28 protein-coding genes and 1 pseudogene are annotated in these 25,592 nt (G+C 64.1%); 20 read left to right on the top strand and 9 right to left on the bottom strand.

What is annotated here, in order from left to right; translation table 11 throughout:
* Nucleotides 1-72: 72 nt before the first annotated feature.
* Nucleotides 73-1,320: a tyrosine-type recombinase/integrase gene (locus ACNQFN_RS14780; protein ID WP_418646868.1), complete on the bottom strand. Its 1,248-nt coding sequence runs from the start codon at nucleotides 1,318-1,320 to the stop codon at nucleotides 73-75.
* A gap of 307 nt (nucleotides 1,321-1,627) precedes the next feature.
* Here ACNQFN_RS14780 and ACNQFN_RS14775 point away from each other — a divergent pair, with 307 nt between their 5' ends.
* Complete coding sequence (locus tag ACNQFN_RS14775; RefSeq protein WP_418646867.1) at nucleotides 1,628-1,903, top strand: DUF1778 domain-containing protein; 276 nt, start codon at nucleotides 1,628-1,630, stop codon at nucleotides 1,901-1,903.
* A gap of 5 nt (nucleotides 1,904-1,908) precedes the next feature.
* Nucleotides 1,909-2,193, top strand: coding sequence for a hypothetical protein (locus ACNQFN_RS14770; protein WP_418646866.1), 285 nt, complete (start codon nucleotides 1,909-1,911; stop codon nucleotides 2,191-2,193).
* Between the two features lie 126 nt (nucleotides 2,194-2,319).
* Here the strand turns inward: ACNQFN_RS14770 and ACNQFN_RS14765 are convergent, their stop codons facing one another.
* Complete coding sequence (locus ACNQFN_RS14765; protein WP_418646865.1) at nucleotides 2,320-2,484, bottom strand: hypothetical protein; 165 nt, start codon at nucleotides 2,482-2,484, stop codon at nucleotides 2,320-2,322.
* 3 nt (nucleotides 2,485-2,487) lie between these two features.
* On the opposite strand from ACNQFN_RS14765, the gene ACNQFN_RS14760 reads away from it, so the two are divergent.
* The 4 genes from ACNQFN_RS14760 to ACNQFN_RS14745 all read left to right on the top strand — a co-directional run bounded on the left by ACNQFN_RS14760 (nucleotide 2,488) and on the right by ACNQFN_RS14745 (nucleotide 7,581).
* Nucleotides 2,488-3,087, top strand: coding sequence for an aldehyde dehydrogenase family protein (locus tag ACNQFN_RS14760; protein WP_418646864.1), 600 nt, complete (start codon nucleotides 2,488-2,490; stop codon nucleotides 3,085-3,087).
* A 175-nt stretch (nucleotides 3,088-3,262) separates the two neighbouring features.
* The gene (yddG, locus tag ACNQFN_RS14755) at nucleotides 3,263-4,183 is read left to right on the top strand and encodes an aromatic amino acid DMT transporter YddG (protein WP_418646863.1); all 921 of its coding nucleotides are present in this window, start codon (nucleotides 3,263-3,265) and stop codon (nucleotides 4,181-4,183) included.
* Between the two features lie 250 nt (nucleotides 4,184-4,433).
* Nucleotides 4,434-4,844 (top strand): hypothetical protein, encoded by a 411-nt coding sequence (locus tag ACNQFN_RS14750; RefSeq protein ID WP_418646862.1) that lies wholly within the window; start codon nucleotides 4,434-4,436, stop codon nucleotides 4,842-4,844.
* Nucleotides 4,845-5,070: 226 nt separating this feature from the next.
* Nucleotides 5,071-7,581 carry a penicillin acylase family protein gene (locus ACNQFN_RS14745; protein ID WP_418646861.1) on the top strand — a complete coding sequence of 837 codons (2,511 nt, stop codon included), beginning with the start codon at nucleotides 5,071-5,073 and terminating at the stop codon, nucleotides 7,579-7,581.
* Between the two features lie 63 nt (nucleotides 7,582-7,644).
* Here ACNQFN_RS14745 and ACNQFN_RS14740 read toward each other — a convergent pair whose 3' ends face one another.
* Nucleotides 7,645-8,772, bottom strand: a complete 1,128-nt coding sequence (locus ACNQFN_RS14740) for a VIT1/CCC1 transporter family protein (RefSeq protein ID WP_068639347.1) — start codon at nucleotides 8,770-8,772, stop codon at nucleotides 7,645-7,647.
* A 195-nt stretch (nucleotides 8,773-8,967) separates the two neighbouring features.
* Between ACNQFN_RS14740 and ACNQFN_RS14735 the strand changes: the two genes are divergently transcribed.
* The 6 genes and pseudogenes from ACNQFN_RS14735 to ACNQFN_RS14710 all read left to right on the top strand — a co-directional run bounded on the left by ACNQFN_RS14735 (nucleotide 8,968) and on the right by ACNQFN_RS14710 (nucleotide 11,710).
* Complete coding sequence (locus ACNQFN_RS14735; RefSeq protein ID WP_068639355.1) at nucleotides 8,968-9,900, top strand: DMT family transporter; 933 nt, start codon at nucleotides 8,968-8,970, stop codon at nucleotides 9,898-9,900.
* A gap of 74 nt (nucleotides 9,901-9,974) precedes the next feature.
* Nucleotides 9,975-10,283: a CopG family ribbon-helix-helix protein gene (locus ACNQFN_RS14730; protein ID WP_157659228.1), complete on the top strand. Its 309-nt coding sequence runs from the start codon at nucleotides 9,975-9,977 to the stop codon at nucleotides 10,281-10,283.
* On the top strand, nucleotides 10,280-10,570 hold the full coding sequence (locus ACNQFN_RS14725; RefSeq protein WP_068639349.1) for a type II toxin-antitoxin system RelE/ParE family toxin: 291 nt from the start codon (nucleotides 10,280-10,282) through the stop codon (nucleotides 10,568-10,570). The genes ACNQFN_RS14730 and ACNQFN_RS14725 overlap by 4 nt, the downstream gene beginning before the upstream one ends.
* Before the next feature lie 61 nt (nucleotides 10,571-10,631).
* Nucleotides 10,632-10,823, top strand: a pseudogene (locus tag ACNQFN_RS14720) (hypothetical protein); the annotation flags it as partial.
* 327 nt (nucleotides 10,824-11,150) lie between these two features.
* Entirely contained in the window at nucleotides 11,151-11,387 is a 237-nt protein-coding gene (locus ACNQFN_RS14715; protein ID WP_418646860.1) for a PIN domain-containing protein, read from the top strand.
* Nucleotides 11,384-11,710 carry a hypothetical protein gene (locus ACNQFN_RS14710; protein WP_418646859.1) on the top strand — a complete coding sequence of 109 codons (327 nt, stop codon included), beginning with the start codon at nucleotides 11,384-11,386 and terminating at the stop codon, nucleotides 11,708-11,710. Before ACNQFN_RS14715 ends, ACNQFN_RS14710 begins: the two co-directional genes overlap by 4 nt.
* On the opposite strand, the gene ACNQFN_RS14705 is transcribed toward ACNQFN_RS14710, so the two are convergent.
* A complete protein-coding gene (locus ACNQFN_RS14705; protein ID WP_068639351.1) occupies nucleotides 11,657-12,133 on the bottom strand; it encodes an Lrp/AsnC family transcriptional regulator in 477 nt (158 codons plus the stop codon). The two genes, ACNQFN_RS14710 and ACNQFN_RS14705, sit on opposite strands and share 54 nt — an antisense overlap.
* Nucleotides 12,134-12,282: 149 nt before the next feature.
* Between ACNQFN_RS14705 and ACNQFN_RS14700 the strand changes: the two genes are divergently transcribed.
* From ACNQFN_RS14700 to ACNQFN_RS14665, 8 genes are all read left to right on the top strand, one after another.
* Nucleotides 12,283-13,503, top strand: coding sequence for a diaminopropionate ammonia-lyase (locus tag ACNQFN_RS14700; protein ID WP_418646858.1), 1,221 nt, complete (start codon nucleotides 12,283-12,285; stop codon nucleotides 13,501-13,503).
* Nucleotides 13,504-13,555: 52 nt separating this feature from the next.
* Nucleotides 13,556-14,722 carry a M20 aminoacylase family protein gene (locus ACNQFN_RS14695; RefSeq protein WP_418646857.1) on the top strand — a complete coding sequence of 389 codons (1,167 nt, stop codon included), beginning with the start codon at nucleotides 13,556-13,558 and terminating at the stop codon, nucleotides 14,720-14,722.
* A gap of 94 nt (nucleotides 14,723-14,816) precedes the next feature.
* Entirely contained in the window at nucleotides 14,817-15,206 is a 390-nt protein-coding gene (locus ACNQFN_RS14690) for a RidA family protein (protein WP_068639353.1), read from the top strand.
* A 129-nt stretch (nucleotides 15,207-15,335) separates the two neighbouring features.
* Complete coding sequence (locus ACNQFN_RS14685; protein WP_068639354.1) at nucleotides 15,336-16,625, top strand: hypothetical protein; 1,290 nt, start codon at nucleotides 15,336-15,338, stop codon at nucleotides 16,623-16,625.
* A gap of 91 nt (nucleotides 16,626-16,716) precedes the next feature.
* On the top strand, nucleotides 16,717-17,970 hold the full coding sequence (locus ACNQFN_RS14680) for a Zn-dependent hydrolase (protein WP_418646856.1): 1,254 nt from the start codon (nucleotides 16,717-16,719) through the stop codon (nucleotides 17,968-17,970).
* Between the two features lie 30 nt (nucleotides 17,971-18,000).
* Nucleotides 18,001-18,162 carry a hypothetical protein gene (locus tag ACNQFN_RS14675; protein WP_174524558.1) on the top strand — a complete coding sequence of 54 codons (162 nt, stop codon included), beginning with the start codon at nucleotides 18,001-18,003 and terminating at the stop codon, nucleotides 18,160-18,162.
* An 85-nt stretch (nucleotides 18,163-18,247) separates the two neighbouring features.
* Complete coding sequence (locus ACNQFN_RS14670) at nucleotides 18,248-18,643, top strand: MbcA/ParS/Xre antitoxin family protein (RefSeq protein WP_068636423.1); 396 nt, start codon at nucleotides 18,248-18,250, stop codon at nucleotides 18,641-18,643.
* Nucleotides 18,636-19,352: an RES family NAD+ phosphorylase gene (locus ACNQFN_RS14665; protein ID WP_245650886.1), complete on the top strand. Its 717-nt coding sequence runs from the start codon at nucleotides 18,636-18,638 to the stop codon at nucleotides 19,350-19,352. The genes ACNQFN_RS14670 and ACNQFN_RS14665 overlap by 8 nt, the downstream gene beginning before the upstream one ends.
* A 464-nt stretch (nucleotides 19,353-19,816) precedes the next feature.
* Here the strand turns inward: ACNQFN_RS14665 and ACNQFN_RS14660 are convergent, their stop codons facing one another.
* The 5 genes from ACNQFN_RS14660 to ACNQFN_RS14640 form a co-directional block, all read right to left on the bottom strand.
* Nucleotides 19,817-20,242 (bottom strand): hypothetical protein, encoded by a 426-nt coding sequence (locus ACNQFN_RS14660; RefSeq protein ID WP_068636421.1) that lies wholly within the window; start codon nucleotides 20,240-20,242, stop codon nucleotides 19,817-19,819.
* A 22-nt stretch (nucleotides 20,243-20,264) separates the two neighbouring features.
* Nucleotides 20,265-21,464: a hypothetical protein gene (locus ACNQFN_RS14655; RefSeq protein WP_418646855.1), complete on the bottom strand. Its 1,200-nt coding sequence runs from the start codon at nucleotides 21,462-21,464 to the stop codon at nucleotides 20,265-20,267.
* Between the two features lie 4 nt (nucleotides 21,465-21,468).
* Complete coding sequence (locus ACNQFN_RS14650; protein ID WP_418646854.1) at nucleotides 21,469-23,916, bottom strand: TonB-dependent siderophore receptor; 2,448 nt, start codon at nucleotides 23,914-23,916, stop codon at nucleotides 21,469-21,471.
* 96 nt (nucleotides 23,917-24,012) lie between these two features.
* The gene (locus ACNQFN_RS14645) at nucleotides 24,013-24,996 is read right to left on the bottom strand and encodes a FecR domain-containing protein (RefSeq protein ID WP_418646853.1); all 984 of its coding nucleotides are present in this window, start codon (nucleotides 24,994-24,996) and stop codon (nucleotides 24,013-24,015) included.
* A complete protein-coding gene (locus ACNQFN_RS14640) occupies nucleotides 24,993-25,547 on the bottom strand; it encodes a sigma-70 family RNA polymerase sigma factor (RefSeq protein WP_418646852.1) in 555 nt (184 codons plus the stop codon). The genes ACNQFN_RS14645 and ACNQFN_RS14640 overlap by 4 nt, the downstream gene beginning before the upstream one ends.
* Between the last annotated feature and the right edge of the window lie 45 nt (nucleotides 25,548-25,592).

Below are 25,592 nucleotides of genomic sequence, written 5' to 3'. Positions count from 1 at the left end.
ATCTCCTTTTCACGTTGCGGTCAGGGGCGGCGCGGTGGTGAGAGACCGTGCCGGCCCGCTTGCCTGAAACCGTCAGGCGGCGGTGGTGCCCTGTTGCAGCGGGATCACGTCTCCCGCCTTCTGGATGGTGTCGCAGTGCCTGGCCCACTCGGCCATCATCCTGCGGCGCTTCTCAAAGAGGTCGCCGCGACGGTAGGCCGCCTCAACCTCATTCGAGATGGTGTGCGCAAGGGCTTGCTCGGCCACCTCGCGCGGGTATGCGGTGCGCTCGCCAACCCAGTCGCGGAACGTCGAGCGGAAGCCGTGGGGGACGGCATCAACGTTCATGCGGCGCATGACGGCGGTCAAGGTCATGTCGGACAACTGTCCACCGCGCGGAGCTGGGAAAACGAGCGAGCATCCATCAATCTGCGGCAGGCTGCGCAGAATCTCGATAGCGCGTTGCGAGAGCGGCACGCGATGCAGCCGGCCGGCTTTCATGCGCTCGGGCGGCACCGTCCAGACGCCGGCCTGCAAATCCACTTCGTCCCACGTCATGCCGCGCACCTCACCCGAACGGGCAGCGGTCAAGATCAGAAATTCAAGGGCGCGCGCCGCCATCCCGTCACGCTGACGCAGATCACGAACGAAGGCCGGCATGTCATCTATCGGTAGGGCGCGATGGTGTTTGACCTTGGCGGTCTTGCGTGGAGCCGGCAGCAACTTATCAAGGTGTCCGCGCCAGCGGGCCGGGTTCTCACCGTGCCGATAGCCTCGAACGGTTGCCCAATCGAGGATTGATTCAATCCGACCGCGCAGTCGAGTGGCTGTCTCGGTCTTGACCGTCCATAAGCTGTCCTTCTCCAAAATCGTCATGACGTGCGACAGGGCCACGTCGCGCACTTGGAGTTTGCCGATGGTGGGGAACGCATACGTTTCCAGCGTTGCCGACCACTGCGCCGCATGCTTCGCGTTCTTCCACTCCGGCGACTTCGCGTCGATGTACTTGCGCGCGCACTCTTCGAACGTGATTGCACTGCCACGAGCCGCCAGAAGGGCGCTGCGGGCGGCGGCGCGCTGCTCGATAGGGTCAATACCCATCGCGATGTCGTCCCGAGCCTTGCGGGCCTTCTCGCGGGCCTGGGCGAGCGTGACATCCGGGAATCCGCCTAGTCCCATGTCACGACGTTTGCCGGCAATCATGGATCGCAGCACCCAGCTACGGGCACCAGACGGCAGGACTTGCAGGTACAAACCGGCCACGCCTCCAACTGCGTGCATTCCGGTCTTGGTCAATCGCTGTACGGCGAGCGCGGACAGTTCCTGCGCTTTCTTCGGCATCGTTCCACCCATCCATCGTTACACCCATCAAAGAGTGTGCGACTGAACGATAGCATCTGATCTTAGGTGAAACAATATGGCGCAGTGACTACAAAGGGTTTGTGCTGATTCTGATACAACGTGATTGCATGCGGAGTTCTATTGCAGCGGACACCGCCTCCGCCAGAATCCGATCTGGCCCCGCGTTCGACGGGGCCGAATGCGGCAGACGCCCGGCTGTCGTCCAGGCCCTTGCTCCACGATATCTGCCCAAGTTTGAGCGGTTACAAATGGCGCACATGAGTGCGTTATTTCTGAGGAGAGTCCCATGAACTCCCTTACCAAGGACGCACGTCTGCACATCCGCTGCGATCAGGAGGTCCGTCACCTGCTCGACAAGGCGGCGGCCTACGAGAACATGAGCGTGTCGGAGTTCGTGCTCCGGCACGCCGTTGACCAGGCCCGCTCTGCGGTGCAGCGGCACGAAGCCATCACCCTGTCGCAGCAGGATTTTGCGGCCTTCCTGGCCGCCCTGGATGCCCCGGCTCAGCCCGCTCCGGCCTTGCAGCGGGCGTTTGCCCGCCACGCGAACCAGGTGCGCTGAGCTGAGTGGAGTACCGCATTCGTCCGCTGGACAACGAGGCCGACACCGCCAGTTTCCGGTGTGGGGAGGCGGCGCTGGATGAATATCTCCATCGCCATGCCAGGCAGGACGCCAAGCGCGGGGTGGGGCGGGTGTTTGTGGCAACGCCTGCCGACCAGGCCAGTGAGGTCGCAGGGTTCTACACCCTCAGCGCTGCCAGTGTCGCTGCCGAACAGTTGCCCGATTACCTGCGAAAAAAGCTGCCGCGTTATCCCGTTCCTGCGGCCCTGCTCGGTCTCGGCTTGCGGTGAGTGAAGCGGCGCAGGGGAAGGGCTTGGGTTCCATCCTGCTTGCCTTCCATATCAAATCTGCCCCCGCGTTCGTCGGGGGCGACAGCCCCGAAGCCGCCTCTTCTTTCCAGACTCAGCCGCCAGGAATCATCCCGCCAAGCCGCACTCGGCCAGGAACCAGTCGCGGAAGCGGCCCAATGCCTCGTCGTCGGCCTTGTCTTCGCGGTAGGCGAGGTAGTGGCGTGTCTCTTCCAGTTCCACTTCGTGTTCGACCGGCCGGACCAGCCGGCCCTGCTGGATCATGGGTGTCACCAGGTGGTCCCAGCCCAGGGAGATACCCTGATCGTCCATGCCGACATCAAGGACGCGCTGCTCGAACGCATGGCCGTGGCGGTCAAGGAGTGGAAGATGGGCAACCCGCTCGATCCGGAGCACCGGCTGGGTTCGCTCGTCAGCAAGTCGCACTTCGACAAGGTCCGTTCCTACCTCGACCAGGCGGCGGCGGAAAAGCTGCGTGTGGTCTTCGGCGGCAACGTCAGCGAAGGCAACTTCGTCGAGCCGACGGTGGTGGACGGCGTCGGGCCGGACAGCCTGCTGTTCGTCGAGGAAATCTTCGGGCCGATCCTGTCGGTCACGACCTTCAAGGATGTCGATGAAGCGATCGCGCTGGCCAACGACTCGGTCTATGGTCTGGCGGCCTCGGTCTACACCAGCAGCCTGAACAACGCGATCCGTATCTCGCGTGCGATCCGCGCGGGCGTGGTGACCGTGAACTGCTTCGGCGAAGGTGACATCACCACGCCGTTCGGCGGTTACAAGGAGTCGGGTTTCGGCGGTCGCGACAAGTCGGTGTGGGCGCATGATCAATACACCGAGCTGAAGACCATCTGGATCGACGTGCCAGGCGCCGGCTGACGCCGGTCGTGCCCCGCCCGGCGATGGTAGGCGTCGGCCGGCCGCGTCCGGGCGGGGCAGTCTGCTCCATAATCCCCAGCTTTTTTGCGGTCCGGCGCTCCGGCGGCCTGAGGGCCCGAGGCCGTGGTTTTCACCGGGCCGAATTCGTCACACTCCCGACCATGGACAAGGCAGCATGAACAAGAACAAGGCAACGCTCATCGGCTTCATCGCGATCCTGTTGTGGGCGTCGATCGTGGGCCTGATCCGCGGCGTCAGCGAGAGCTTCGGCGCCACCGGCGGCGCGGCGCTGATCTATACCGTCGCATCGGTGTTCCTGATCTTCAGCGTCGGTTTCAACCGGCTGAGCAAGGTGCCGCCCAAGTATCTGCTGTGGGGCAGCCTGCTGTTCGTGTCCTACGAGCTCTGCCTCGCGTTGTCCATCGGCTATGCCAACACCGGCCGGCAGGCGATCGAAGTCGGCATGGTCAACTACCTGTGGCCGACCTTCACGCTGATGTCGGCGATCCTGTTCAACAAGCAGAAGGCCAATTTCCTGGTGGTGCCGGGTTTCCTGCTGTCGATGGCGGGCATCTGCTGGGTGCTGGGCGGCGACCAGGGGCTGGACATCGCCAGCATGATCGCCAACGTCCAGGACAACCCGCTGAGCTACGGGCTGGCCTTTGCGGGGGCGGTGATCTGGGCCGCCTACTGCACCGTGACCGCACGCATCGCACAAGGGCACAACTGCGTGACGCTGTTCTTCATCCTCGTCGCGGTGGTGCTGTGGGTCAAATACCTGCTGATGGGCGGCGGTGAGATGGATTTCAACCTGCGTTCGGTCATCTATCTGGTGCTGGCCGCGTCGGCGATGGGTTTCGGCTACGCGGCCTGGAACGTCGGCATCCTGCACGGCAACGTCACGATTCTTGCCGGCGCGTCCTATTTCATCCCGGTGCTTTCCGCCGCGCTCGCCGCCTTGCTGCTGAGCGCGCCGCTTTCGTTCGCCTTCTGGCAAGGCGCGGCGATGGTCTGCATCGGTTCGATCCTGTGCTGGCTGGCAACGCGCAGCAAGGCATCGGCGCCGGTTGCAGAGAAGGCGGGACAGAGCGCCTAGCGCCCAGCCCTTCGATTCGCAGCTTTGCGGTGCCAGGGGTGCGCCGGCTCGACCGGCATGCCTATTCCATAAGCATTTAAGCCGCCCGTTCCGCAACGCCTGCCCCGACAGCGGGGTCGGGCGGGGGCTTTCGCATGCCTGGACAATTGCTGCATCAACCTGAAACGAGGAGGAGAAACCATGAACGAGCAATACACAGTCAAGACGGCCTGCATGCCGTACCGCCTGTCGGCCATCGGTGCTGCAATGCTTGCGGGCAGCGTGCTCGGCGCAGTACCGCTTCTACGGCAGTGCCTACCCCTACGGCTACACCAGTAGGATCGGGCGCATCAACTTCCCCGAGTGGGCCTGGGTCGGCTACAAGCTCGGCGACGACACCCGCGTCGTCGCCGGCATCAACCAGATCCCCTTCGGCGTGCTGCCCTACGTCAGTAGCACCTTCTACCAGACCATGGTCAACGCCATCGGCCTGGAGGACGTGCATAACCTCGGCATCAGGCTGCAGCACACCGCCGGCCCCCTGGATGTGCAGCTGGGCTTCTACCCCACCGACGGCGGCAACTGGAGCGGCACCTCGCGGGACCGCCTGGAGCGGAGCGCCGCGGACCCAGGCGCGCTCCTCTCAGGATGTGATACAGAAATTCAGCTTGACCAGAATTAAAGTATCATTTCTAATAAAAGGAATTCATTCCTTTATAGGAAATTCAGGTTTAACCAGGGCCAGCTAGAGCCTTGCCAGAACTTCGAGTGCAAACCTGAAAGGCTGCGTGGCGCCCGACCTCAAGTCGAGCGTCACGCAGCGCCGCTGAGCCCCGGACCGCTGGGCACGGCGGGTTGGTGTGCAAAAAATAACGAAGAGCAGTAACCACCACAGGAGACAGACAAGCATGAGAAGGATAAAGAATATCGCCGCCGCCATCTCACTGGCACTCACAGGCGCCCTCGTGGCCGGCTGCATGGGCAATGCCGGCGGCCACCCGGCGGAGGACCGCATCACGATCATCCGCGACGGCTACGGCGTGCCGCATGTGTACGCCGATACGACGCGCGATCTGTTCACCGGCTACGGTTACGTCATCGCCGAGGATCGCCTGTACCAGATGGAAATGGCGCGCCGCTCGGTCATCGGCACGGTCGCGGAGGTGCTCGGCGAAGCCTACGTCAACCATGACGTCTCCACTCGCGCGCTGTTCGATCCGCAGGACATCCAGCGGCAGATCGATGCGCTTGGCGCCGATGACTTCGCCATCCTCGACGGCTATGCCAGCGGCTTCAACCGGCGCATCGATGAGGTGCTTGCCGACAAGGCTCGGCTGCTGCCCAGGCAGTTCATCGATGCCGGCTTCGAGCCGACCAGATGGACGCCCTACGACGTGGCGATGCTCTACGTCGGCACCATGGTCAATCGCTATTCGGGCTCGTCGTCGGAAGTGTCGAACTACCAGGCATTGAGCTCGCTGACAGGCAGCTACGGAGACAGTGCAGGGCGCGCGCTTTTCGACCAGATCTACTGGCTCGAGGACGAGCACGCGCCCACCACCGTGCCGCGCAACGAGACGGTCGCCATGAAACGCGATGAAGCCGGGACGGCCGCGCAGCAGATCGCCGTTGCCGACAACGCATCCGCGACGGACGAGAAGGCGTCGTCCTTGTCCGGCCATCTCGCCCGTCTGCGCCCGCTGTCCGCCGACTGGAAGGGCATGGAGCTCGCCGGCTCGATCGTCGGCGGTACCTGGCCGGATGCTCGCCCGACGACCAGCAACATGTGGATCATCGGCCCCGACAAGACCGACGACGGCTCCACCATGCTGCTCAACGGGCCGCAGTTCGGCTGGTTCAATCCGGGCTACGTGTTTGCCGTCGGCCTGCACGGCGCCGGCTTCGACATCGTCGGCAACACGCCTTTCGCGCTGCCGGTCATCCTGTTCGGCACCAACGGCAAGATCAGCTGGGGGGCGACCGCGGGCCCGCTCGACGTCAACGACATGTATCAGGAAACCCTGGTCCCCGGCGACAAGACCGCCTACTTGCACAATGGCACCGTGCAGCGGATGAAAGTGAGGACCGAGCTCATCAAGGTAAAGGGCAAGCCGGACACGACGACGGAGGTGTATTCCACCGTGCACGGCTTCGTGACCAGTTTCGATCCCGGCAACAATACCGCCTACACCAAGAAATCGAGCTGGGCGGGCTTCGAGGTGCAGTCGCTGATCGCCTGGATCCGCTCCACCCAGGCCGGCAACTGGGAGGAGTTTCTCGATCAGGCGAGCAGGATGGCCCATACCATCAACTGGTACTACGCCGATGCGAAGGGCAACATCGGCTACGTTTCGCCAGGCTACCTGCCCAGGCGACCGGCCAATCAGGACGTGCGCCTGCCGGCAAGCGGTGCCGGCGACATGGAGTGGGAAGGCTTCCACCCGTTCAGCAGCAACCCGCAGGTCTTCAATACGGCGCAGAAATATGTCGTCAACTGGAACAACCAGGCCGGCCCCGGCACGCTGACCGATTTCGGCAATTATTCAATCGTCGACCGGGTCAACGAATTGTCCAGCCGTATCGAGGCGAAGCCGAGGCTGAGCCGCCAGGACGTGCTGGACCTGAACAGGGCGGGCTCGTTCGCCGATCTCAATGCCCGCTATCTGCTTCCCACGCTGATCGACGCCACGACCGATCTGCCCGCCGGTTCGATGGCGCGCATCGTGCGCGACCATCTCGCCGCCTGGAACTGGGAGAGCGCCGATGCGGACGACGATGGCTACTACGATGATGCAGCGGCTACCTTGATGCGCAAGTGGGTGCCCGCGCTGCTCGAGCGTGTGCTCAAGGACGATCTGCCGGCCGAAGTCTTCGCACGCTATGCGCCGGCGGGCTATCCGGCTGCGGGCAACCCCGGGAGCCCGCGCCCTGCAGCTGGCCTGAAGCTGGTCTACAACGCGATGCTTGGCGCCGGAGCCGGCGTGCCGCAGACCGTCGACTTCTTCAACGGCGAGGCCCCGGCTGCGGTGCTGAAGGAAACCTTCCTTGCTGCGGTCGCTGCGCTCGAGGATCAGTTCGGCAGCAATCTCGCGGACTGGAAGACGCCGGTTGCGACCCATCTTTTCAGGCCGCAGAACTTCCTCGGCATCCCGCAGGCCGGCGCGGACGAGGGCATCGAGCTCGCACCGTTCATGAATCGCGGCACCGAGAACAACCTGGTGGTGTTCAAGGGCGGCAAGGCGGTGAGCCTGTGCACCGTGGCGCCTCCGGGTCAGAGTGGCTTTGTCGACCCGAATGGCGTCAAGTCTCCCCACTACGCCGATCAACTGGAGCTGTACAAGTCCTTCGGCTGCAAGGAAGAGCATCTGAGCCGGGAAGCGGTACGCGCCGACGCCAGAAGCGTCAGGACGCTCGACTGATTCCGCCGGCAACGGAGGGAAGGTATCGGCTATTGCTTCTGGAGAGGGGGCGCCTGAACCGCCTCAGCCGCCCACCGCAACGCCGAACAGGTGGCCGATGCCGTAGGTGATGCCGGCCGCGCCAAGGCCGATGGCCAGTTGGCGCAGGCCGGAAAGCAGCGGATGCTTGCCGGTGAAGACCGCGATGGCCGCGCCCAGTGCGAACAGGCCGGTGGCCGAGGCGATCAGGCTGGCGAGCACGAGCTTGTCGTCGCCGACCAGGAACATCGGCAGTGCCGGGATCAGCGCGCCGACGATGAACACCAGGAAGGACGACATCGCGGCGGCCATCGGCGAGCCGCCGAGATCGTCCGGGTTGATGCCCAGTTCCTCGCGCACCAGGGTTTCCAGCGCCGAGTCCTTGTCCTTGATCACCCGTTCGGCGATCTGGCGTGCTTCCTCGGCGCTGAAGCCCTTGGCCTGGTAGATCAGGGTCAGCTCTTCCTGCTCCTCGGCGGGGACTTCGGCGAGTTCCTCGGCTTCGCTGGCGATCTGCCTTTCCTGCAGTTCGCGTGCGCTCTGCACCGAGATCCATTCGCCCATCGCCATCGAACAGGCACCGGCCAGCATGCCGGCCAGCGCGGTGGCGAGCAGGGTCTGCACGCTGGCGGCCGAGCCGGCCACGCCCATCAGCAGGCAGAAGGTCGACACCAGCCCGTCGTTGGCACCGAGCACCATCGCCCGCAGGTTGTTGGCGGCGCCCGCGCCGTGGCGGCCTTCCAGGCGGGAATAGACCGCACCGTTCCAGCCGCGGCTGGAACGGCTGGCCAGCAGCGACAGCATGCGCGCGTGCGAGCGCTCCTGCGCCGGCAGCGAAGTGCCTGCGGCTTCCTGCTGCCTGTCGTACATCGTGCGGTTGCGTGCCTCGTCGTCGGCCACCAGCGGCAGCACGCTCTGCGCGCCGAAACGGCGGCTGGCCCAGATCAGTACCCGGGTGCGCCAGCCGAGGCCCTTGGGCAACTGGCCGTCCGCCTGCTCGATCCGCCGCCGCCAGAACTCCGCGTGGGTTTCCTCGACCCGCGCCAGCCGTCGATAGACTTCGGCGATCTCCGGCTGGGGTTCGGCATCCGCCATCGCCCGGTACAGGGCCGCGCTGTCGGTTTCGTCGCGGTAGTTGGCGATGAATCGCGCCACATCCTGTCTGCCTGCCATCGAAGAGGCCGCTCCCTTCAAGAATCCTGCCCGACATGATGCATCACTGCGGCGGCTCCGCGAATCTCGTGTCGGTGGCCGCGTGCGCAGAGGACGGCAGGGCAGGGCCGACAGCACCGGCGCTGCCGCGGGTAGGGCCGTGATGGCAGAATGCTGGCTTCGCCCGCCGCACACGCTCCGTTCACCGCCTTTTTCATGTCATCGATCACCTCATCCCGTCCCGTCGCCATGCTCTGCCTGGCATCGAGCATGGCGCTCGTCGGCAGCTACGTCGCGCTGAGCAAGCCGCTGGCGGCGACTTTTCCGGTCATGCTGCTGGCCTGGCTGCGTTTCGGCATCGGCGGGGCCGCGATGCTGGGCTGGCTGAAGCGCCCGGCGGACGAGGAACCGATGAGCGGACAGACCCGCCGGCTGCTGTTCCTGGAATCCTTCCTCGGCAACTTCCTGTTCACCATCTGCATGATCACCGGTGTCAGCCTGACCAACGCGCTGACCGCCGGCGTGGTGATGGCCTCGATTCCCGCCGTCATCGCGCTGATGAGCTGGGGCTTCCTGCGCGAGCGCATCAGCCCGCGTATCTGGCTGGCCATCGGCTGCGCGGTGCTCGGCATCGCGCTGCTGGCGATCGCCGGGCATGGCGGCGAGGCTGGCGCAGCGGGAAGCGACGAGGGCAGCGGCCGTGCCCTGCTGGGCAAGGCCTTGCTGCTGGCGGCGGTGGTCTGTGAAGCCTCCTATGCGGTGATCGGCAAGAAGCTGACCGGCAAGCTGAGCGCCAAGCGCATCACCGCGCTGATCAACCTGTGGGGTTTCGTGCTGTCGACGCCGTTCGGCCTTTATCTGGCATGGAGCTTCGATTTCGGCGCGGTCACGCCCGGCGTGTGGCTGCTGCTGCTGTTCTACGCGCTGGCCGCCTGCATGTGGACGGTGTGGCTGTGGATGACCGGCCTGAAGACCATCCCCGCCGCGCAGAGCGGGGTGTTCACCGTGATGCTGCCGATTTCCGCCGCCATGGTCGGGGCGCTGGTGCTGGGTGAAGCGCTCAACGGCACCCAGGTGCTTGCGCTGGGCGTAGCCGTGCTCGGCGTGCTGCTCGCCACGCTGCCGACGCGCTGGCTGCGGGCGCGGTAATGGCTGATTGAAAACACGCCGTGGCCTTGTTGCCGCCTGATTGCGGTAGTAGTATTTCAATACCTCAATGCAGAGTGCTCGCCATGCCCAACCTGTCAGTCAAGCTCGATGAAGCCACCCGCCTGCGCTTGCACGATGCCGCTGCGAGCCAGGACATGACGCCGCATGCTTTCATGGTCAAGGCCATTGACGCGGAGCTGGAAAGAACGGAGGCGCAGAATCGCTTCGTGGCTCGTGCGCTGCGCGTGCGTGAAGAAGTGATCAACAGCGGCCGGGTCGTGGACGGCGCCGCCTTTGCCGATTATCTGCGCGCCCGGGTGCGAGGCGTGGTGCTACCCAGGCCGGAAGTGCAGTTTTTGAAGACCGAGGACTCCGGCGCATGACCTGCTGGCTGCTTGCGCCGGAAGCAGCCGACGATCTGGAACGCCTCGTCGATTTCCTGCTGGAAGCCGAACCTTTGCATGCGGTTGAGACGGCCGATCTGATTCTCGATGCGCTTTCCATCTTGTCGCAGCATCCGCGCATCGGCCGCCCTTTACCCCAGGGACTCCGCGAACTCGTGATCTCTCGCGGCCATACCGGTTATTTGGCGTTGTACAGCTACGATGACCAGGCCGATAGCGCCATAGTGCTGGCCATTCGCCATCAACGCGAACAGGATTACCACTGAGAGTCTGAGAGTTTTTCGCCGCGGTGATTTGGACCTGCCACTGGCTTACCATGAGACATGACTGATCCGACCCCCCGGCGAAGCAGCGAAGAGTCTGTTCGAGGATCTGCCAGCGGTTGATGAGCGGCAGGCGGCAGTGGCGCAGCAGGCCCGAGAAGCGGCCAGGCGGCAAGGGCAGGCGCGACTGCTGCAGTCCAATCGCCAGCAGGTCGAGCTGCGGGCGAGCGACCTGGAATCGTTGCTGGGCGAGGATCGCCCCGGCCTCGTCTGCCGGCCCTGTTCGCCAAGCCACGGGGCTTCGGCCCTCGGCGGTCGAATGCTTCTCAAGCTCTGAAGAAAGGAGCGGCGAGCGTGAGCATCATCCTGCGCGAAATCTACGACCGCCTTCCGGATGTCGTGCAAGTTCCCGAGCATCTTCGTCAGCAGCGCGGCGAGGTCATCATCCTGCCCTTGGATGACGAAGCAGCGCCCCGGACTGCATCCGACAGTGCCCGCAGGCAGGCCCTGCTATCTGCCTGGAATTGCATCACGCCAGCACGGTCCATCGAGTCCATTGACCGTGATGTGTCAGCAATGCGTGATGAATGGGCTGACCGCACAAGCCCTGTTGAACCAGATGCAGGAAGTTGCGCTGGATGAAGCCGTTATCCTTGAAACCATCAGGTTGCGCGAAACACATCGAATCAAACTGCCGGATGCCATCATTGCTGCTTCGGCGCTGGCTCATGGCCTCCGCTTGATGACTCGCAACGTAGCCGACTTCAAAAGCACTGGCGTGCTTCTGCTGAACCCCTGGGAAGAACAATCCTCCCCTTGACGGTGCAGGAGCACACTGGCCGTACCCTGCTGGGCAAGGTCTTGCTGCTGGCGGCGGTGGTCTGCGAAGCCTCTTATGCGGTGATTGGCAAGAAGCTGACCGGCAAGCTCAGCGCCAAGCGCATCACCGCGCTGATCAGCCTATGGGGTTTCGTGCTGTCGACGCCGTTCGGCCTTTATCTGGCATGGAGCTTCGATTTCAGCGCGGGCATGCCCGGCGTGTGGCTGCTGCTTTGTCTGGCGAGCAGGGGCGATATTCAGTCGCACACATCATCCCGGCTCGTCGATTGGCACGCTCCCCCCTGTCTTCACCTGGTTCATTGAGACCAGGGTCTTGAAGCTCTTCACATTCTTGTTGTCCAGGAACAGGCGGCGGCTCAGCTCCACGTACTGCGCCATGTCGCGTACCAGAAAGATCAGCACGAAATCGCATTCACCGGCCACGTAGTAGCACTGCTGGACCTGGGGGCAGTTCCGGAAACTGTGCTGGATTTCATCCAGCAGGTCGGTGCGTTCGCTCTCGACCTTGACCTCCACGATGATGGTCAGCGGATAGCCGACCGCCTTGGGATTGACGTAGGCGGTGTAGCGTTCGATGACGCCGGCTTGTGCCAGCAATCTGAGCCGCCGGTTCACGGCGGCCGTCGACAGGTTCGCTCGTTCTCCGAGCTCGCCCTGGGTGATGCGGGCGTTCTCCTGCAGTGCGGACAGCAATATCCGGTCGTAAGCGTCCAGTTCATGAGGCATGTTGAATTTTTTTCCGCTAAACGGGGAAAGTTTGATCGTACGAACGGATTTTATGCCTGTTTTTCATATAAATATTTTTTATATATGAATATTATTTTTATGGGCGCCGATGCTTCGGTGTCTATCCGAATCGCCTTAGGAGACAAGCTATGCTGATTGCTAATGAACGCGCCATCCGCGCACCATATCCCTCTGACCTTCGCTCGATCATGAACATCGAGCGTGCCCACGAAAGTCGTCAGTGGTTGTCGCACTGGAGCGAGATCGCACCTGCTGCGACGCCGCTCCATGACCTGCCTGAGCTGGCGGCGCAACTCAAGCTTGCGCGCGTCAGCGTCAAGGACGAGTCCGCGCGCTCGCCGCTGGGCAGCTTCAAGGCCCTGGGCGCACCCATCGCATTGGTGCGCCAGATTCTGCGTCTGCATCCCGGTTTCGAGCCGACAGCGGTGTTGAGCGGCCGCTACGCCGAGCAGTTGAAGGACTACACGGTGATCAGCGCGACCGACGGCAACCATGGCCGCGGTCTGGCTGCCGCTGCCCGTGATGCGGGCTGCCGCTGCGTGATCGTGCTGCACGCCAACGTGAGCATGGAGCGCGAACAGGCCATTGCCGCCCATGGTGCGCAGATCGTGCGCATCACGGGCAATTACGACGAGTCGGTGGAGGAGGCTGCACGCCTGGCGGCTGCCAACGGCTGGCAGGTCGTGTCCGACACCTCGTACGAAGGCTACGAAGAGATTCCGCGTGACGTGATGCAGGGCTACGGCACGATCGCGGAAGAAATCGTCGAGCAGTCGGGTGCTCGCCCGGACGAGGCTGGCCCCTTCACGCATGTCTTTCTGCAAGGCGGCGTGGGCGGCATGGCTGCCGGGGTGGCGAGCTATTTCTGGGAGTTCCACGGTGTCCAGCGCCCCCGTTTCATCATCGTGGAGCCGGCCCAGGCGGACTGCCTGATACAGAGTGCGATCCAGGGGGGCGCGGCCAAGGCGACGGGTTCGGTGGATTCGGTGATGGCGGGCCTGGCCTGCGGAGATACCTCGCCGCTGGCCTGGAAGTTCCTGCAGCCCTGCATCGATCACTTCATGACCATCGAGGACGGTCAGGCAGTCGAGGCCATGCGGGTGCTGGCCAAGGGCAGCCTGCGCGATATCCCCATCGTGGCCGGCGAGTCCGGTACCGCAGGTCTGGCGGCGCTTCAGCAGTTGCGGGCCGATTCGGCCTCGTCTGCCGAGATCGGGCTGGATGCCGCTTCGCGGGTACTCGTCATCAATACCGAAGGGGCGACTGCGCCGAAGGTGTACGAGGAGCTCGTCGGCGAGAGCGACCGCGCGGTGCTCGAGCGCCAGGCTGCCTGGTCTGCTGCCCGGTAGGCCATATCCCCGAAATCACACGCCATCAGATTATTCGAGAAGGAGACGCACCATGCATGTCGATAACGAACTGAGCACCGAAATGGTGAAGTGGCGGCATCACCTGCATCAGCATCCGGAAACCGGCTTCAACGAGTACGACACGGCTGCTTACGTGGCCAATGCGCTCGAGCAGATGGGTCTGGAAGTGCATCGCGGTATCGGCGGTACGGGCTTGGTGGCCAGCCTCGCGGTGGGCGACGGCAAGGGTGTGATCGGCCTGCGCGCCGACATGGATGCCCTGGCGATGACCGAGACAGCAGAGGGCCGGGCCCATGTTTCTCGCAACGCCGGCTGCATGCATGGCTGCGGGCATGATGGGCACATGGCGATGGTGCTGGGGGCGGCGAGCATCCTGACCCGCAGCCGCGACTTCAATGGCACGGTGCGCTTCATCTTCCAGCCTGCCGAAGAGCATGGCCGCGGCGCCAACGCGATGATCAAGGACGGCCTGTTCGAGCACTTCCCGGTGGACGAAATCTATGGGGCCCACAACATCCCCGGCATGCCGGTGGGCCACATCGCCACCCGTGTGGGCGGCATCATGGCCAGCGAGGACAATTTCGTCATTCGCATCCGTGGCGTCGGCGGTCACGCCGCGCGGCCGCAGATGGCCATCGATCCCCTGGTGGTGGCGGCGGAAATCATCCTGGCGCTGCAGACCATCGTTGGCCGCTCGGTCGATCCGGCGGATTCCGCAGTGGTTTCCTGCACCGAGATCCACAGCGATGGCATCCGCAATGCGATCCCGACCAATGTCGAGATCAAGGGCGATACGCGCAGCTACTCGCCCAAGGTACAGACACTGCTGGAGCGGCGCATGCGCGAGCTTTGCACGGGCATTGCCAGCGCCCATGGCGCGAGCTGCGAAGTGGAATACACGCACGAGTTCGTGCCGACGGTGAATTGGCCGGAGTGCACGCCGGTGGCGGTTCGCGCTGCGCAGGCCGTGGTCGGCGCAGACAACGTCGACGGCAACATTGCACCGATGATGATTTCCGAGGACTTCGGCGCCTTCCTCAAGGTCGTGCCTGGCGCTTTCGCGTTCATCGGCAACGGCACGGGTGACGCCACCGGCGGCGTACCCCTGCACAACTCGAAGTACGACTTCAACGACGAGATCCTGCCCATCGGTGCCCGCTACTTCGCCGAGATCATCCGCACCCGCCTCCCGGCGTAAGACAACTCCCCTTCCTGCGTTTTTTTCCAGCCCGCGCTCCACTCCGGAGCGCCGGGAGGAGCCTCCTTTTGCCTGTCATGGAGATCGACAGCACATGAAAGACGACATCAAGACCACTACGGCGCCTGCCGCCATCGGACCGTATTCCCAGGGCGTTGCATACGGAAACCTGGTTTTCACTTCCGGCCAGTTGCCCATCGATCCTCGCACCGCCCGGATCGAAAGCGAGGATATCAGGGAGCAGGCCCGGCAATCGCTCGAAAACGTGAAGGCGGTATTGGAGAGCGGCGGCGCATCGCTGAGGACAGTGATCAAGACCACCTGCTTCCTCGCCGACCTGAAAGACTTCGCGGCATTCAACGAGGTCTATGCCAGCTACTTCGGCACCAGCGGTGCGCCTGCCCGCTCGTGCGTGGAGACTTCGCGGCTTCCCGCGGATGCGCGCATCGAAATAGAGGCCATTGCCTATCGGCAAGCCTCCTGACGCCGGGGAGGCGGGTGCTGAAGAACTACATGTAAAAAACACGCGCCCCATGAATTTGCCGTCAGCGAATTTCGGGCGCATTCGGAGAAAACGCCGGTGCATCGGCGTATGCATCGGCAGGAGACAAGCATGCAAATCGATTCCGCGGCGGTAGGCCGCCAAATCCCTCTATCCTCCCAGAAATGGCATTCCCAGGACACGGTCTGGATGCTGGGGATGTTCGGCACTGCCATTGGCGCAGGCGTCCTGTTCCTACCCATCAATGCCGGCCTCGGCGGCATCGTGCCGCTGATGATCATCACCGCGCTGGCCCTTCCCATCGCCTACTATTCTCACCGGGCGCTGGCGCATTTTGCCCAGGCTTCGACCGCGGCAGATAAAGGCCTCATCGCTGCGGTCGAGGAGCATTTCGGCATCACGGCGAAACGGGTGATTGCGTCCATCTACTTCGCGACCATCTTCAGCATCCTGCTGATGTATTCGATTGCGGTGACGAATACGACGCTGAGCTTCATGGAGCATCAGATGGGGATCGAAGCTCCGTCCCGCGCGCTGGTATCCATCGTGCTGATCCTGGTATTGCTGGGAATCGTCAGCCTCGGGCAGGAGAAGACGATGCGGGTGATGAGTGCGCTTGTTTACCCCTTCATCGGCTCGCTGGTGGTGATTGCGCTTTATCTGATCCCCAAGTGGAATCTTTCGGTTTTCACCTCCTTTTCCGCGGAGAGCTTCGCCCTCGACACTTCCGCCCTGATGACGCTGTGGCTGACGTTTCCAGTGCTGGTCATGTCGTTCAACCATTTCCCGATCATTTCGCCGTTTGTCGTGGTGCAGAAGCAGACCTACGGCAGCGAGTGCGATCGGAAATGCGCCAGCATTCAGCTCCGCAGTTGCCTGCTGATGGTGGGAGTGGTGCTGTTCTTCGTCTATAGCTGCATCCTGAGCCTGTCGCCGGCAGATCTGCAGGCAGCCAAGGACCAGAATATCTCGGTGCTGTCCTACCTCGCCAATCGCTACAACACGCCGACAATTGCTTATCTGGCTTCGTTCATCGCCTTCGTGGGGATCAACAAATCCTTCCTGGGCCACTATGTCGGCGCCTACGAGGTCATGGAGGATGCGCTTGCAAAAGTCTCGGGCAGCCATGGCTGGGGATTGTCCAAACGTACGCGAAATGCCTTGATCCTGGCCTTCACGATTTCATGCTGCTGGATAGCCGCCTGGTTGAACATCAACGTGCTCAGCATCATCGAGAGCTTTGCCGGACCGGCCGGGGCGATCATCCTGCTGCTGCTGCCGATGTATGCAATCCATAAAGTGCCTGCTTTGGCGCCATATCGTGGGCGCATCAGCAATGTATTCGTCACCACGGTTGGCATGATCACCGTCTCCGCCATTTTCTACAGCATCTTGCGGTAAGCGCTGCCGCTTTTGCAGTGTGCCGTGGCGACGTCCAACGCTGGGCGTCGCCTGGAAAAAATTACCGGCTGAACAAAGCATGGGAGTCACCATGGAAACTTCGAATATTTTCTTGAACGCCGAGCAACTGCTCGCGCACATTCAGGCCCTCGCTGCCATCGGTGCGGACCCGGTGAACGGGGGACGTACCCGGCTTGCGCTGACCGATGACGAAAAAGCGGGCCGCGATTTGGTCGTGCAATGGATGCGGGAGCTTCAGCTCGAGGTGCGTATCGACCGCATCGGCAACATCCTTGGCATCTTGCATGGTGCCGACCAAGGAGCGGGCCTGCAGCCCTTGATGATCGGTTCGCACATCGACACGGTGTGCAATGCAGGGGCGCTGGACGGCTGCTACGGCGTTCTTGCCGGCCTGGCGGTCGTTCGTGCCTACCGGGCTGCAGGCGTGACGCCTGCGCGTGCGATCGTCGTGGCTGCTTTCACCAACGAGGAAGGGGTGCGGTACCAGCCCGACATGATGGGCTCGCTGACCTATGCGGGGGGAGCTTCGCTGCCAGCCATGCTCGATACCATCGGCTCCGACGGCACGCGTCTGGGTAACGAACTCGCGCGCATCGGTTACGCGGGTGACATGGAGCCGGGGGCGATCATGCCGCGGGAGTACCTGGAACTGCACATCGAGCAGGGGCCCATCCTGGAAGCCGAGGGGCTCGAGATCGGCGTGGTCGAAAACCTGCAAGGCATTTCCTGGCAGAAGATCACCGTGCATGGCACCGCCAACCATGCCGGCACCACGCCGACGCGGCTACGCCATGATGCAGGGTATGTCGCATCGGCCATCGTGGCATTCCTGCGCGAGCAGGTTGTGGCCGCCGCTCCGGACACGACGTTGGCCACGACCGGCTCGCTGCGCCTGGAGCCTGATCTGATCAACGTCATCCCGCGCAAGGCGAGTTTCACCGTGGATCTGCGTGATCCGGACGAGGCCCGCCTGCAGGCTGCCGAAAAGCAGCTGGCCGATTTCCTGCTGGAGATCGCTGAGCGCGAGGGGGTCGGGATCGAGACCGAGCGTTTGGCACGATTTGAGCCAGTGGTCTTCGATGCCGGTCTGGCCGATGAAATTGAAGCTTCGGCAAAGAGCTTCGGCTTCACGTACCGGCGCATGACCTCGGGCGCTGGCCACGATGCGCAGATGATTGCGCGCATTGCGCCGTCAGCCATGATCTTCGTTCCCAGTCGGGGTGGTATCAGCCACAATCCGCGCGAACACACCGACGATGCGCAACTCGTCAAAGGCGCGCAGGTACTGCTCGATGTGGTGCAGCGGCGTCTGAGCACTGGCTGACCAGTCGACCGCGGAGTCTCATCAGCTTGCATGATCGCCGGCATCAGCCCCACCAATGCGCCGACCGCCGGCGTGGTCGGAGCGCTGGTGCTGGGTGAAGCGCTCAACGGCACCCAGGTGCTTGCGCTGGGCGTGGCCGTGCTGGGTGTGCTGCTCGCCACGCTGCCGACGCGTTGGCTGCGGGCGCACTGATTGTTTTATTTAAAACAATATTTGTGCTATTCGAAACGTCATCCTATACTCAAGTCGCTGACCAATCACGCACAAGGAGTCAGGCATGGGTGCCGTAGCCAAGCGCGAAGTGAGCGCGTCACAAGACCGTGGTGCCCTGGCCAAGATGGTCATGGCCTTGTTCGACCACTGGAAGCTGAGCACCGAGGATCAGGCTGCACTGCTGGGTATCGCCGCCAGCAATCGTGCTGCCCTGTCGAACTATCGCAGCGGCAAACCGATCGGCACCAGCCGTGACCAGTATGAGCGCGTGGGCCACTTGCTGGGTATCCACAAGAACCTGCGCCTGCTGTTCCCGCAGAACCGGGACTTGGCCTACCGCTGGATGGGCACCCGCAACAAGGCCTTCGACAACCTGACGCCCGTCGAGGTGATCAAGGAGTGGGGTTTTGCGGGCCTGCTGATGGTGCGCGGCTACCTGGACCGGGCCCGTGGTGTTTGATCGACTCACGCTGGCCGACGTTCATCAGGATGTCGCCCGAAACATCGTGTCCCTGCGCCAGTCGCAGGATCTGTTCGATGACCTGACGGATGATCCCGCCGAGTGGCTGCTGGCGCAGAAGGTGGAAGACGAGGTCAAGCCGCCGCCATACCGATCCGGCACGCCGGTCATCGATCGCCCGTTCGAGGACGCCGAATGGTTCAACGCCATCATTTGGCCGTTCAAGCATTGGCAGTCCAGCCGGTTTTCCGATGGCAGCCACGGCGTCTGGTACGGATCGGAGTCGGTCGAGACCACGGTCCACGAGTCCTCTTACCACTGGTACCGGGGCTTGCTCGGCGATGCAGGGTTTGAGCGGATGGCGGTCATTGCCGAGCGCAAGGTGTATTCGGTGGCATGCGGCGCAGCCTTGCTGGATTTCCGCAAGGCAGCCGACGAACACCCGGATCTCCTGCATCCGTCGGATTATGGGTTCTGCCAGTCGGTGGGAGCCAGGATCCACCGGGAGGGTCACCCCGGCCTTCTCACCCGATCGGTTCGCCGGCCTGCCGGAGAGAACGTGGCCATCTTCAATCCAGGCGTGCTTTCCAATCCCAGGCACAACTGCCTGTTGACCTATCGGCTGGAAGGCGAGCGGATCGTGGTCGAGAGGCAGCCTGGCGTAACGTGGATCACTTTGAACATGGGCTGTGCCAATGCCAGGCGATGAGAAGCCCGGCGGCAAAGCGGTTTGATCCAGGCCGGAGCAGGCGTGTCCTTCGGCACACCTGTCCGCAGCGTGAACCGGGCGCATCCGCCGCATCGATCAATCCGCCGCCCAGACCTGCAGCCGGCCTGGCCGCCAGGCCGGCAACAGCGCCACTGCGGCCACCGTCCCGGAGGATGTATACGGCTTCGCGGATTTGGGGGTTGTCATGGCTGAGGCCGGAATGGGGAGCAATTCGGGTCGGGAGGCGAAAGATTCGTGGGGTGGTCACGGATTCAGACAGATGGAAATCGCCATCACCAGCAGCGTCAACGCCATGACCTCATAAGGCACGCCGCCATGCATGCCATACAGCAGACTGCCCAGCAGCGGCCCGACGATCATGCCCCAGCCATGCGCAGTCGCCACCGCAACAGCAATGGGTGCATGTTCAGTGCATGCTCGCCTGGCTGCTGTGCCTGCGTCATTCAAGCCGCCAGCAGGGCCTGCGCCTGCCGGCGCGCATCTTCCCGGTCATCCGCCAGTAGCAGCGGAAAGCCGTAGAGCTTCTGCACCGTGCGAAAGCGCCCGGCAAGCAGATCATGCAGCTCTTGCGTCGGCGCGACGTAGACATAGCCTTTGCAAAAGGCGCGCAGATCGCCCTTGCGTTGCTTGATCCAGATGGTGGCGCGTTTTTCGTCCTCGTGTGGTTCGTCGTCATGGTCGTGGCTGGCCATGCTCCAGATCACCGCGAACGGCTGGCGCTGCGCCAGCAGCGCGTCGAGCGCGCCCAGCACGCGGCCCACGCGGTCGGGCTCGTCCAGCTCGGGGAAGCGGATATGCGCCACGGGCCATTCGCTGACATCGGCCAGCGCGGCATCGGGGCGGAGAGTGGAAAAGTCGGGAACATTCATCAAAAGACCCTCATGTTTCATCTCATGTATTGCGCAGGCCGCGCAGCAGCCACGCCGACGAAAGCAGCAGCGCCGCAGCGCCCAGCCCGTAAAAAGCCTGCCAGCCCACCACGGCAACCAGCTTGCCCGTACCCACCGTCGCCACCATGCCCGCCAGCCTCGTGCCGCAGAACATGACCGCGTAGCTGGTTGCGGCCTGGTCGCCCTCGGCCCAGCACAGCATCAGCGTGGCATAGACCACCATCAGCGCGCCGACAATGCCGGCCATGCCGACGGTGCAGGCAATCGCCAGTGCGGGAATCCCGTAATGCCAGGCTGCCAGCAGCAGACCGACGCAAAGCAGCGCGGCAGCCGCCAGCAACGTCAATGCGCTGCGATGGCCGACCGTGCGCACCATCGGTGCAACGACCAGCGATGCCACCAGCAAGGCCAGTGGTTGCAGGGTGCCGACCAGCCACGCGATGCGCTCCAGCGGCACGCCCAGGTCCACCAGCATCACGCGGTTGTGGGCGCTCAATGGAAAGATCACGCTGCCAGCCACGGCCAGCATCGCCACGCGCCAGCGCAGCTGCGGCTGGCACAGGATGCCGAACATGCGGCCAACGCCGGCGGCCTTCCTCTGATGGGCCGCGTGGGCCGCGCTATCCGCGTGCGTCAAGCCGAGCACTGGCGCGAGTGACAGCGACAGGAAGGCGGCTACCGACAGAAACGTCGCCAGCCAGCCCAGGCTGCCCAGCAGACCGACGAACACGCCGCCACCGAGCATCGAGCCAAGCGCCAGCGCAGCGAGTTTCAGTGCCGCAGCAACCGGCTTCAGCGATTCGCCCGTCATCTCCACCGCCAGCGCATCCAGCGCCAGGTCCATCGTCGCCATCGCCACGGCAACGCCCAGCCCCAGGCCGAACAGCAGCGTCAGCGGTGCGTCCTCCAGCAAGGCAACGGCCACCACGCCCGCCACGGCCACGGCCTGCGCCGCGACGATCCAGCCGATGCGGGGCGACAGCCAGGGCAGCCGAATGCGATCGACCAGCGGCGCCCACGCGAAGGACAGCCCCAGCGGCAGGAACAGAACGTAGGTCAACGCGAGCTGGTCCAGCGGCATGCCGCGGGCGCGCAGCACGGGTGGCAGCCCGCCCTGCAGCAAGCCCATCATCACGCCGAAGCCGGCATACAGCGCGCCCATCGCAAGCATCATCAGCAGTGCGCGCCGGCGATCATCCACCGCTTCACCAGCCATATTTCAGCGTCGCGAGGAAGGTGCGACCCTGGCCATAGTTGCAGAAGTTCGCTGCATTGCAGGTGAAGTAGGCCTTGTCGAAGATGTTGTTCAGATTCAGTGCCAGCGTTGCGCTGCGCAGACTCGGGCTGATGCGACCCAACTCGTAGCGCAGCATCGCGTCGGCCACGCCGTAGCCGGGAATCTTCTGCGTGTTGGCCGCATCCGCATATGCGGAGCCGGAGACGCGCACGCCGCCGCCCACGGTCAGCCCCGCCAGCGCGCCGCCCAATCGGTAGTCTGCCCACAGCGATGCGGTGCCGTGTGCCACCGACACCGTGCGCTTGCCCAGATCCGTGCCGTTGCTGCGCGTGACTTTGGGGTTGATGGCTGCCAGCCCGCCGACGACATTCAGCCCTTTGACGGGGCTGAAGCGCGCCTCGAACTCCAGCCCGCGCGAGGTGACTTCACCCGTCTGCACGCGCGCATTGGGCAGCGGGGATTGAGGGTCGCTGGTGAGCACGTTCTGCTGCACCAGGTCGAACGCCGAAAGTGTGAAGAGCGCATCCGTGCCCTGCGGCTGGTACTTGAGGCCCACTTCATACTGCCGGCCCGTCGTCGGCTTGAACGGATCGCCATACGGATTGACCGTGACCGACGGGTCGAACGAAGTGGCGTAGCTTGCATATGGTGCAAAGCCGTTGTCGAAGTTGTGCATCAGCGCGGCGCGCCAGGTGAGCTTGCTGATGTCCTGGTCGGTGCGAGTGCTGGCCAGCCGGTTGTTGTTCTCGATGTTCACCCGGTCGAACCGGCTGCCCAGCGTCAGCCCCCAGCCGCCCCACTTGATCTGGTCTTGCACGTACAGACCGATCAGGCGTTGCGTGCGATCCGGGCTGGTCGATGCCGCGGGCCGCATGATGGCCTGGCCGTAGTCGGGCGTCAGGATGTCCAGCGTCGGCGCAGCGCCAAAGCCCTGGGTCTGCGTCCAGCGGTCGCGCTGCAAGTCCAGACCGATCAGCAGCTTGTGCGCCAGCGGGCCTGTTTGCAGATCACCCTGCAAATGGGAGTCGATGTTGACCGCGTTCATCTTCTCCCGCGACCACAGCGCGTAACGCGACAAAGTGCGGTAGTCCGCCTGCAGGCCCGATTGGCCAACCTGGCTCTGGTCCAAGTCCATGCGCCAGTAGCGCATGTTCTGCGTCAGTGACCAGCGTTCGTTGAAGCGATGCTTCAGCTCATAGCCGATGCTCGCCTGCGTGCGGTCGAACGCATTGAAATCGGGCGAGCCGTCGAAGAAGTCGGGCGGCAGCTTGCCGTACGGATTGGGCAGGATGGTGCCGCTTGACGGCAACGTGCCGTAGAAGCCACCGGTGGGATCGTGCTGGTACAGGCCGAACACGGTCAGCGAGGTGTCGGCATCGGGTTTGTAGGCGATCGATGGCGCGATGTAGAAACGCTCCTCTTCGGTCATCTGCACCGATGTGTTCGCCTTGCGCGCCAGAGCGGTCAGGCGATAGCTCAAGGTGCCATCCTCATCGAGCGCGCCGCCGCTGTCCCAGGTGATCTGCCTGCGTTGATGGCTGCCCAGCGACACGCTCACCTCGTGCAAAGGCTCTTCCGCCGGGCGCTTGCTCACCAAGTTGACGATACCGCCCAGCGGCGCCTGACCATACAGTAGCGAGGCCGGACCTTTGAACACCTCCACACGCTCGACGTTGTGCGTATCGATCTGCGGAATCAGGTATGACGCGCCGCGCGGCAGGCGCAGGCCATCGAGGTAATGGAAGGAGTCGAGCGCAAAGCCGATGCCACGAAAGGCAATCTGATCGAAGCGCGAAATATTGCCGCGAATGTCCGCCGCCACGCCCGGCGTGTAGCGCAGCGCCTGCACCACCTGCTGTGCGCCCTGGCTGTCCATCTGCTCGCGCGTGACGATGTTGATCGACATGGGCGTCTCGATGATCGGCGTGTCCGTTTTCATCGCCGTCATGCTTCGCTTGGCGACATAGCCCAGCACTGGGCCGGTGGCCTGCTCCTGCATGGCCTGCGCCGTCACTGTCACGGCGGCCAGTGTTGCATCCCCTTTTCTCACCGGCGCCGGCCGCACGCTCAGCGTGCCGCTTTCGGTGACGATCAGCTCCAGCCCGGTGCCGGCCAGAGCCTGGCGGGCGGCGTCGGTGGGGCTGTAGCGGCCACGCACCGGGGCGGCGGTCTTGCCGGCGATCAGCGCCGGATCGGCGGACAGGCGCTGGCCGCTGTCGCGGGCGATGCGGGCCAGGGTGTCAGCCAGCGGGGCGACGGGAAGATCCCAGGCGCGCAGGGCGGCGGCTTCGGCGGCGGTGGGGGCCGGTGCGGCGTTTTGGGCGGCGGCCGTCAGGCTGGCGAGGGCGAGCGATACGGCGATGGCGCAGTGCAGCAGACGGGGCCGGCGGGCGCTGGGGCGGTGCTTGCGGGTCATGGAGTCTTCTCGGCGGGTGTTGAACATGGGGCTGAACGCACGGGTTCAGTAGTCATGTCCAACGAGGCCGGCAAAACCCCTCATGGAAATTCGAAATTATTCGATTTCGCCGCGATGCTCGACCAGCGTAACCAGCGCGCCGTAGCGCCGGATGGCGATGGGCTGGGTTTCCGCCAGCGACAGCAGTGCGGCGTCAGGGTCGTCCAGCGGGAAGACGCCATACACGCGCAGCGCGGCGGCCTGCGGAGAGACGCGCAGGTAGCCGCGCTTGTAGGGGCGCAGCGCGTTGACGACTTCGCCCAGCGGCTGGTCGCGTACGTCGAGCTGGCCGCCGGCCCAGGCGGCGTGGGTGGCCGCGGAGGCGGCCAGGGGCTGGATGCGGGTGCCATCGAAGCACGCCGTGCTGCCGGCGTCGAACACTTGCTGCGCGCCGCTGGTGGCGGTGAGCTGCACGCGATGTTCGAGCACGGCGAGTTCGCTGTGGGTGTCGAGTTGCCGCACGCTGAAGCGAGTGCCGAGGGCGCGGGCTTGGCCGTGCAGGGTCTGCACGACGAGCGGGCGGGCCGGGTCGGGGGCGGTGTGGATGAGGATTTCGCCCTTGCGCAGGCGCAGCAGGCGCATGGATGCGCTGTATTCCACGTCGACCGCGCTGCGGGCGTTGAGCACCAAGGTGCTGCCGTCGGCGAGCTGCACTTGCCGGCGTTCCCCGGTGGCGGTGTGCAGGTCCGCGACCAGGGTGCCGAGCGGATGCTGGCGGTTCAACGCGTAGCCGCCGAGGCTCAGCAGGAGCAGGGCGGCGGCGCTGTTGCGCAGGGCCTTGCGGCGCTGGGGAGTGGTCAGTGCCAGACGGGCGGCGCGGCGCTGGCCGGGGAGATGGCTTTCCGCTTCGCGGAGGGTGGCGATGGGCTGGTGGAGCAGGCCGGAGATCGTCTGCCAGGCGTTGCGGTGGCGCAGATCCGCATCCAGCCAGGCTTCGAAGGCGCTGCGGTCTTCGGCGGTGGCGCTGCCGGAGTCGAGCCGCAGCAGCCAGTCGATGGCGCGTTCGGCGATGGGGTCGAGCTGTCTGGCCGGAGTGTTCATGGGCGCGTGGAGGAGGGCGCTTCGGTGATGCCGTTCGGTATGGCGTCGAGGCTGGCGAGGTAGCAGTGGGTGAAGGCCAGCTTGATGTCGCGTTCGATGGTGGCCAGGGAAACGCCCAGGCTGCGGGCGATTTCCACATGGGTCATGTCTTCCAGGCGGTTCATCAGGAAGGCCTTGCGGGCGCGCAGCGGCAGGTCGCCGAGCAGGCGGTCGAGGGTTTCGATGGCGTCGCGCACCAGGGCGTAGTCCTCGGCCGAGGGGGCGTAGTTTTCCGGCTGTTGGGCCAGGGCTTCCAGCCAGGCGTTTTCCAGATTGCGGCGGCGCCAGAAGCTGTACAGCACGCGCTGCGCCAGGGTCATCAGGAAGGCGCGCGGTTCGTCGAGCCTGCCGAGTTCGTGCGAGCCGAGCACGCGCACGAAGGTGTCCTGCGCCAAGTCGGCGCCCTGGTGGGTGCAGCCGACCTTGTGGGAAAGCCAGCCCCGCAGCCATTGGTGGTGATCCCGGTAGAGCAGGTCGGCGGTTTGTCGCAGCGAGGGCGGCGGGGTGTGCATGAAGAGCGCGGAGGCGGGCGATATCGGGTGATGATATTAAGAATT

Source organism: Thauera butanivorans, from assembly GCF_048398245.1.
GTDB classification, from domain to species: Bacteria; Pseudomonadota; Gammaproteobacteria; order Burkholderiales; family Rhodocyclaceae; genus Thauera; species Thauera butanivorans.
Note: the sequence above shows the minus strand (reverse complement) of the source record. Positions and strands in the feature narration are given on the sequence as shown.

What these genes read in the sequence shown, in the direction of transcription:
- ACNQFN_RS14780 (WP_418646868.1), bottom strand. Translation starts at nt 1,320, where the DNA reads ATGCCGAAGAAAGCGCAGGAACTGTCCGCGCTCGCCGTACAGCGATTG.
- ACNQFN_RS14775 (WP_418646867.1), top strand. Translation starts at nt 1,628, where the DNA reads ATGAACTCCCTTACCAAGGACGCACGTCTGCACATCCGCTGCGATCAG.
- yddG (WP_418646863.1), top strand. Translation starts at nt 3,263, where the DNA reads ATGAACAAGAACAAGGCAACGCTCATCGGCTTCATCGCGATCCTGTTG.
- ACNQFN_RS14745 (WP_418646861.1), top strand. Translation starts at nt 5,071, where the DNA reads ATGAGAAGGATAAAGAATATCGCCGCCGCCATCTCACTGGCACTCACA.
- ACNQFN_RS14740 (WP_068639347.1), bottom strand. Translation starts at nt 8,772, where the DNA reads ATGGCAGGCAGACAGGATGTGGCGCGATTCATCGCCAACTACCGCGAC.
- ACNQFN_RS14735 (WP_068639355.1), top strand. Translation starts at nt 8,968, where the DNA reads ATGTCATCGATCACCTCATCCCGTCCCGTCGCCATGCTCTGCCTGGCA.
- ACNQFN_RS14725 (WP_068639349.1), top strand. Translation starts at nt 10,280, where the DNA reads ATGACCTGCTGGCTGCTTGCGCCGGAAGCAGCCGACGATCTGGAACGC.
- ACNQFN_RS14715 (WP_418646860.1), top strand. Translation starts at nt 11,151, where the DNA reads ATGAATGGGCTGACCGCACAAGCCCTGTTGAACCAGATGCAGGAAGTT.
- ACNQFN_RS14705 (WP_068639351.1), bottom strand. Translation starts at nt 12,133, where the DNA reads ATGCCTCATGAACTGGACGCTTACGACCGGATATTGCTGTCCGCACTG.
- ACNQFN_RS14700 (WP_418646858.1), top strand. Translation starts at nt 12,283, where the DNA reads ATGCTGATTGCTAATGAACGCGCCATCCGCGCACCATATCCCTCTGAC.
- ACNQFN_RS14695 (WP_418646857.1), top strand. Translation starts at nt 13,556, where the DNA reads ATGCATGTCGATAACGAACTGAGCACCGAAATGGTGAAGTGGCGGCAT.
- ACNQFN_RS14690 (WP_068639353.1), top strand. Translation starts at nt 14,817, where the DNA reads ATGAAAGACGACATCAAGACCACTACGGCGCCTGCCGCCATCGGACCG.
- ACNQFN_RS14685 (WP_068639354.1), top strand. Translation starts at nt 15,336, where the DNA reads ATGCAAATCGATTCCGCGGCGGTAGGCCGCCAAATCCCTCTATCCTCC.
- ACNQFN_RS14680 (WP_418646856.1), top strand. Translation starts at nt 16,717, where the DNA reads ATGGAAACTTCGAATATTTTCTTGAACGCCGAGCAACTGCTCGCGCAC.
- ACNQFN_RS14675 (WP_174524558.1), top strand. Translation starts at nt 18,001, where the DNA reads ATGATCGCCGGCATCAGCCCCACCAATGCGCCGACCGCCGGCGTGGTC.
- ACNQFN_RS14670 (WP_068636423.1), top strand. Translation starts at nt 18,248, where the DNA reads ATGGGTGCCGTAGCCAAGCGCGAAGTGAGCGCGTCACAAGACCGTGGT.
- ACNQFN_RS14660 (WP_068636421.1), bottom strand. Translation starts at nt 20,242, where the DNA reads ATGAATGTTCCCGACTTTTCCACTCTCCGCCCCGATGCCGCGCTGGCC.
- ACNQFN_RS14650 (WP_418646854.1), bottom strand. Translation starts at nt 23,916, where the DNA reads ATGACCCGCAAGCACCGCCCCAGCGCCCGCCGGCCCCGTCTGCTGCAC.
- ACNQFN_RS14645 (WP_418646853.1), bottom strand. Translation starts at nt 24,996, where the DNA reads ATGAACACTCCGGCCAGACAGCTCGACCCCATCGCCGAACGCGCCATC.
- ACNQFN_RS14640 (WP_418646852.1), bottom strand. Translation starts at nt 25,547, where the DNA reads ATGCACACCCCGCCGCCCTCGCTGCGACAAACCGCCGACCTGCTCTAC.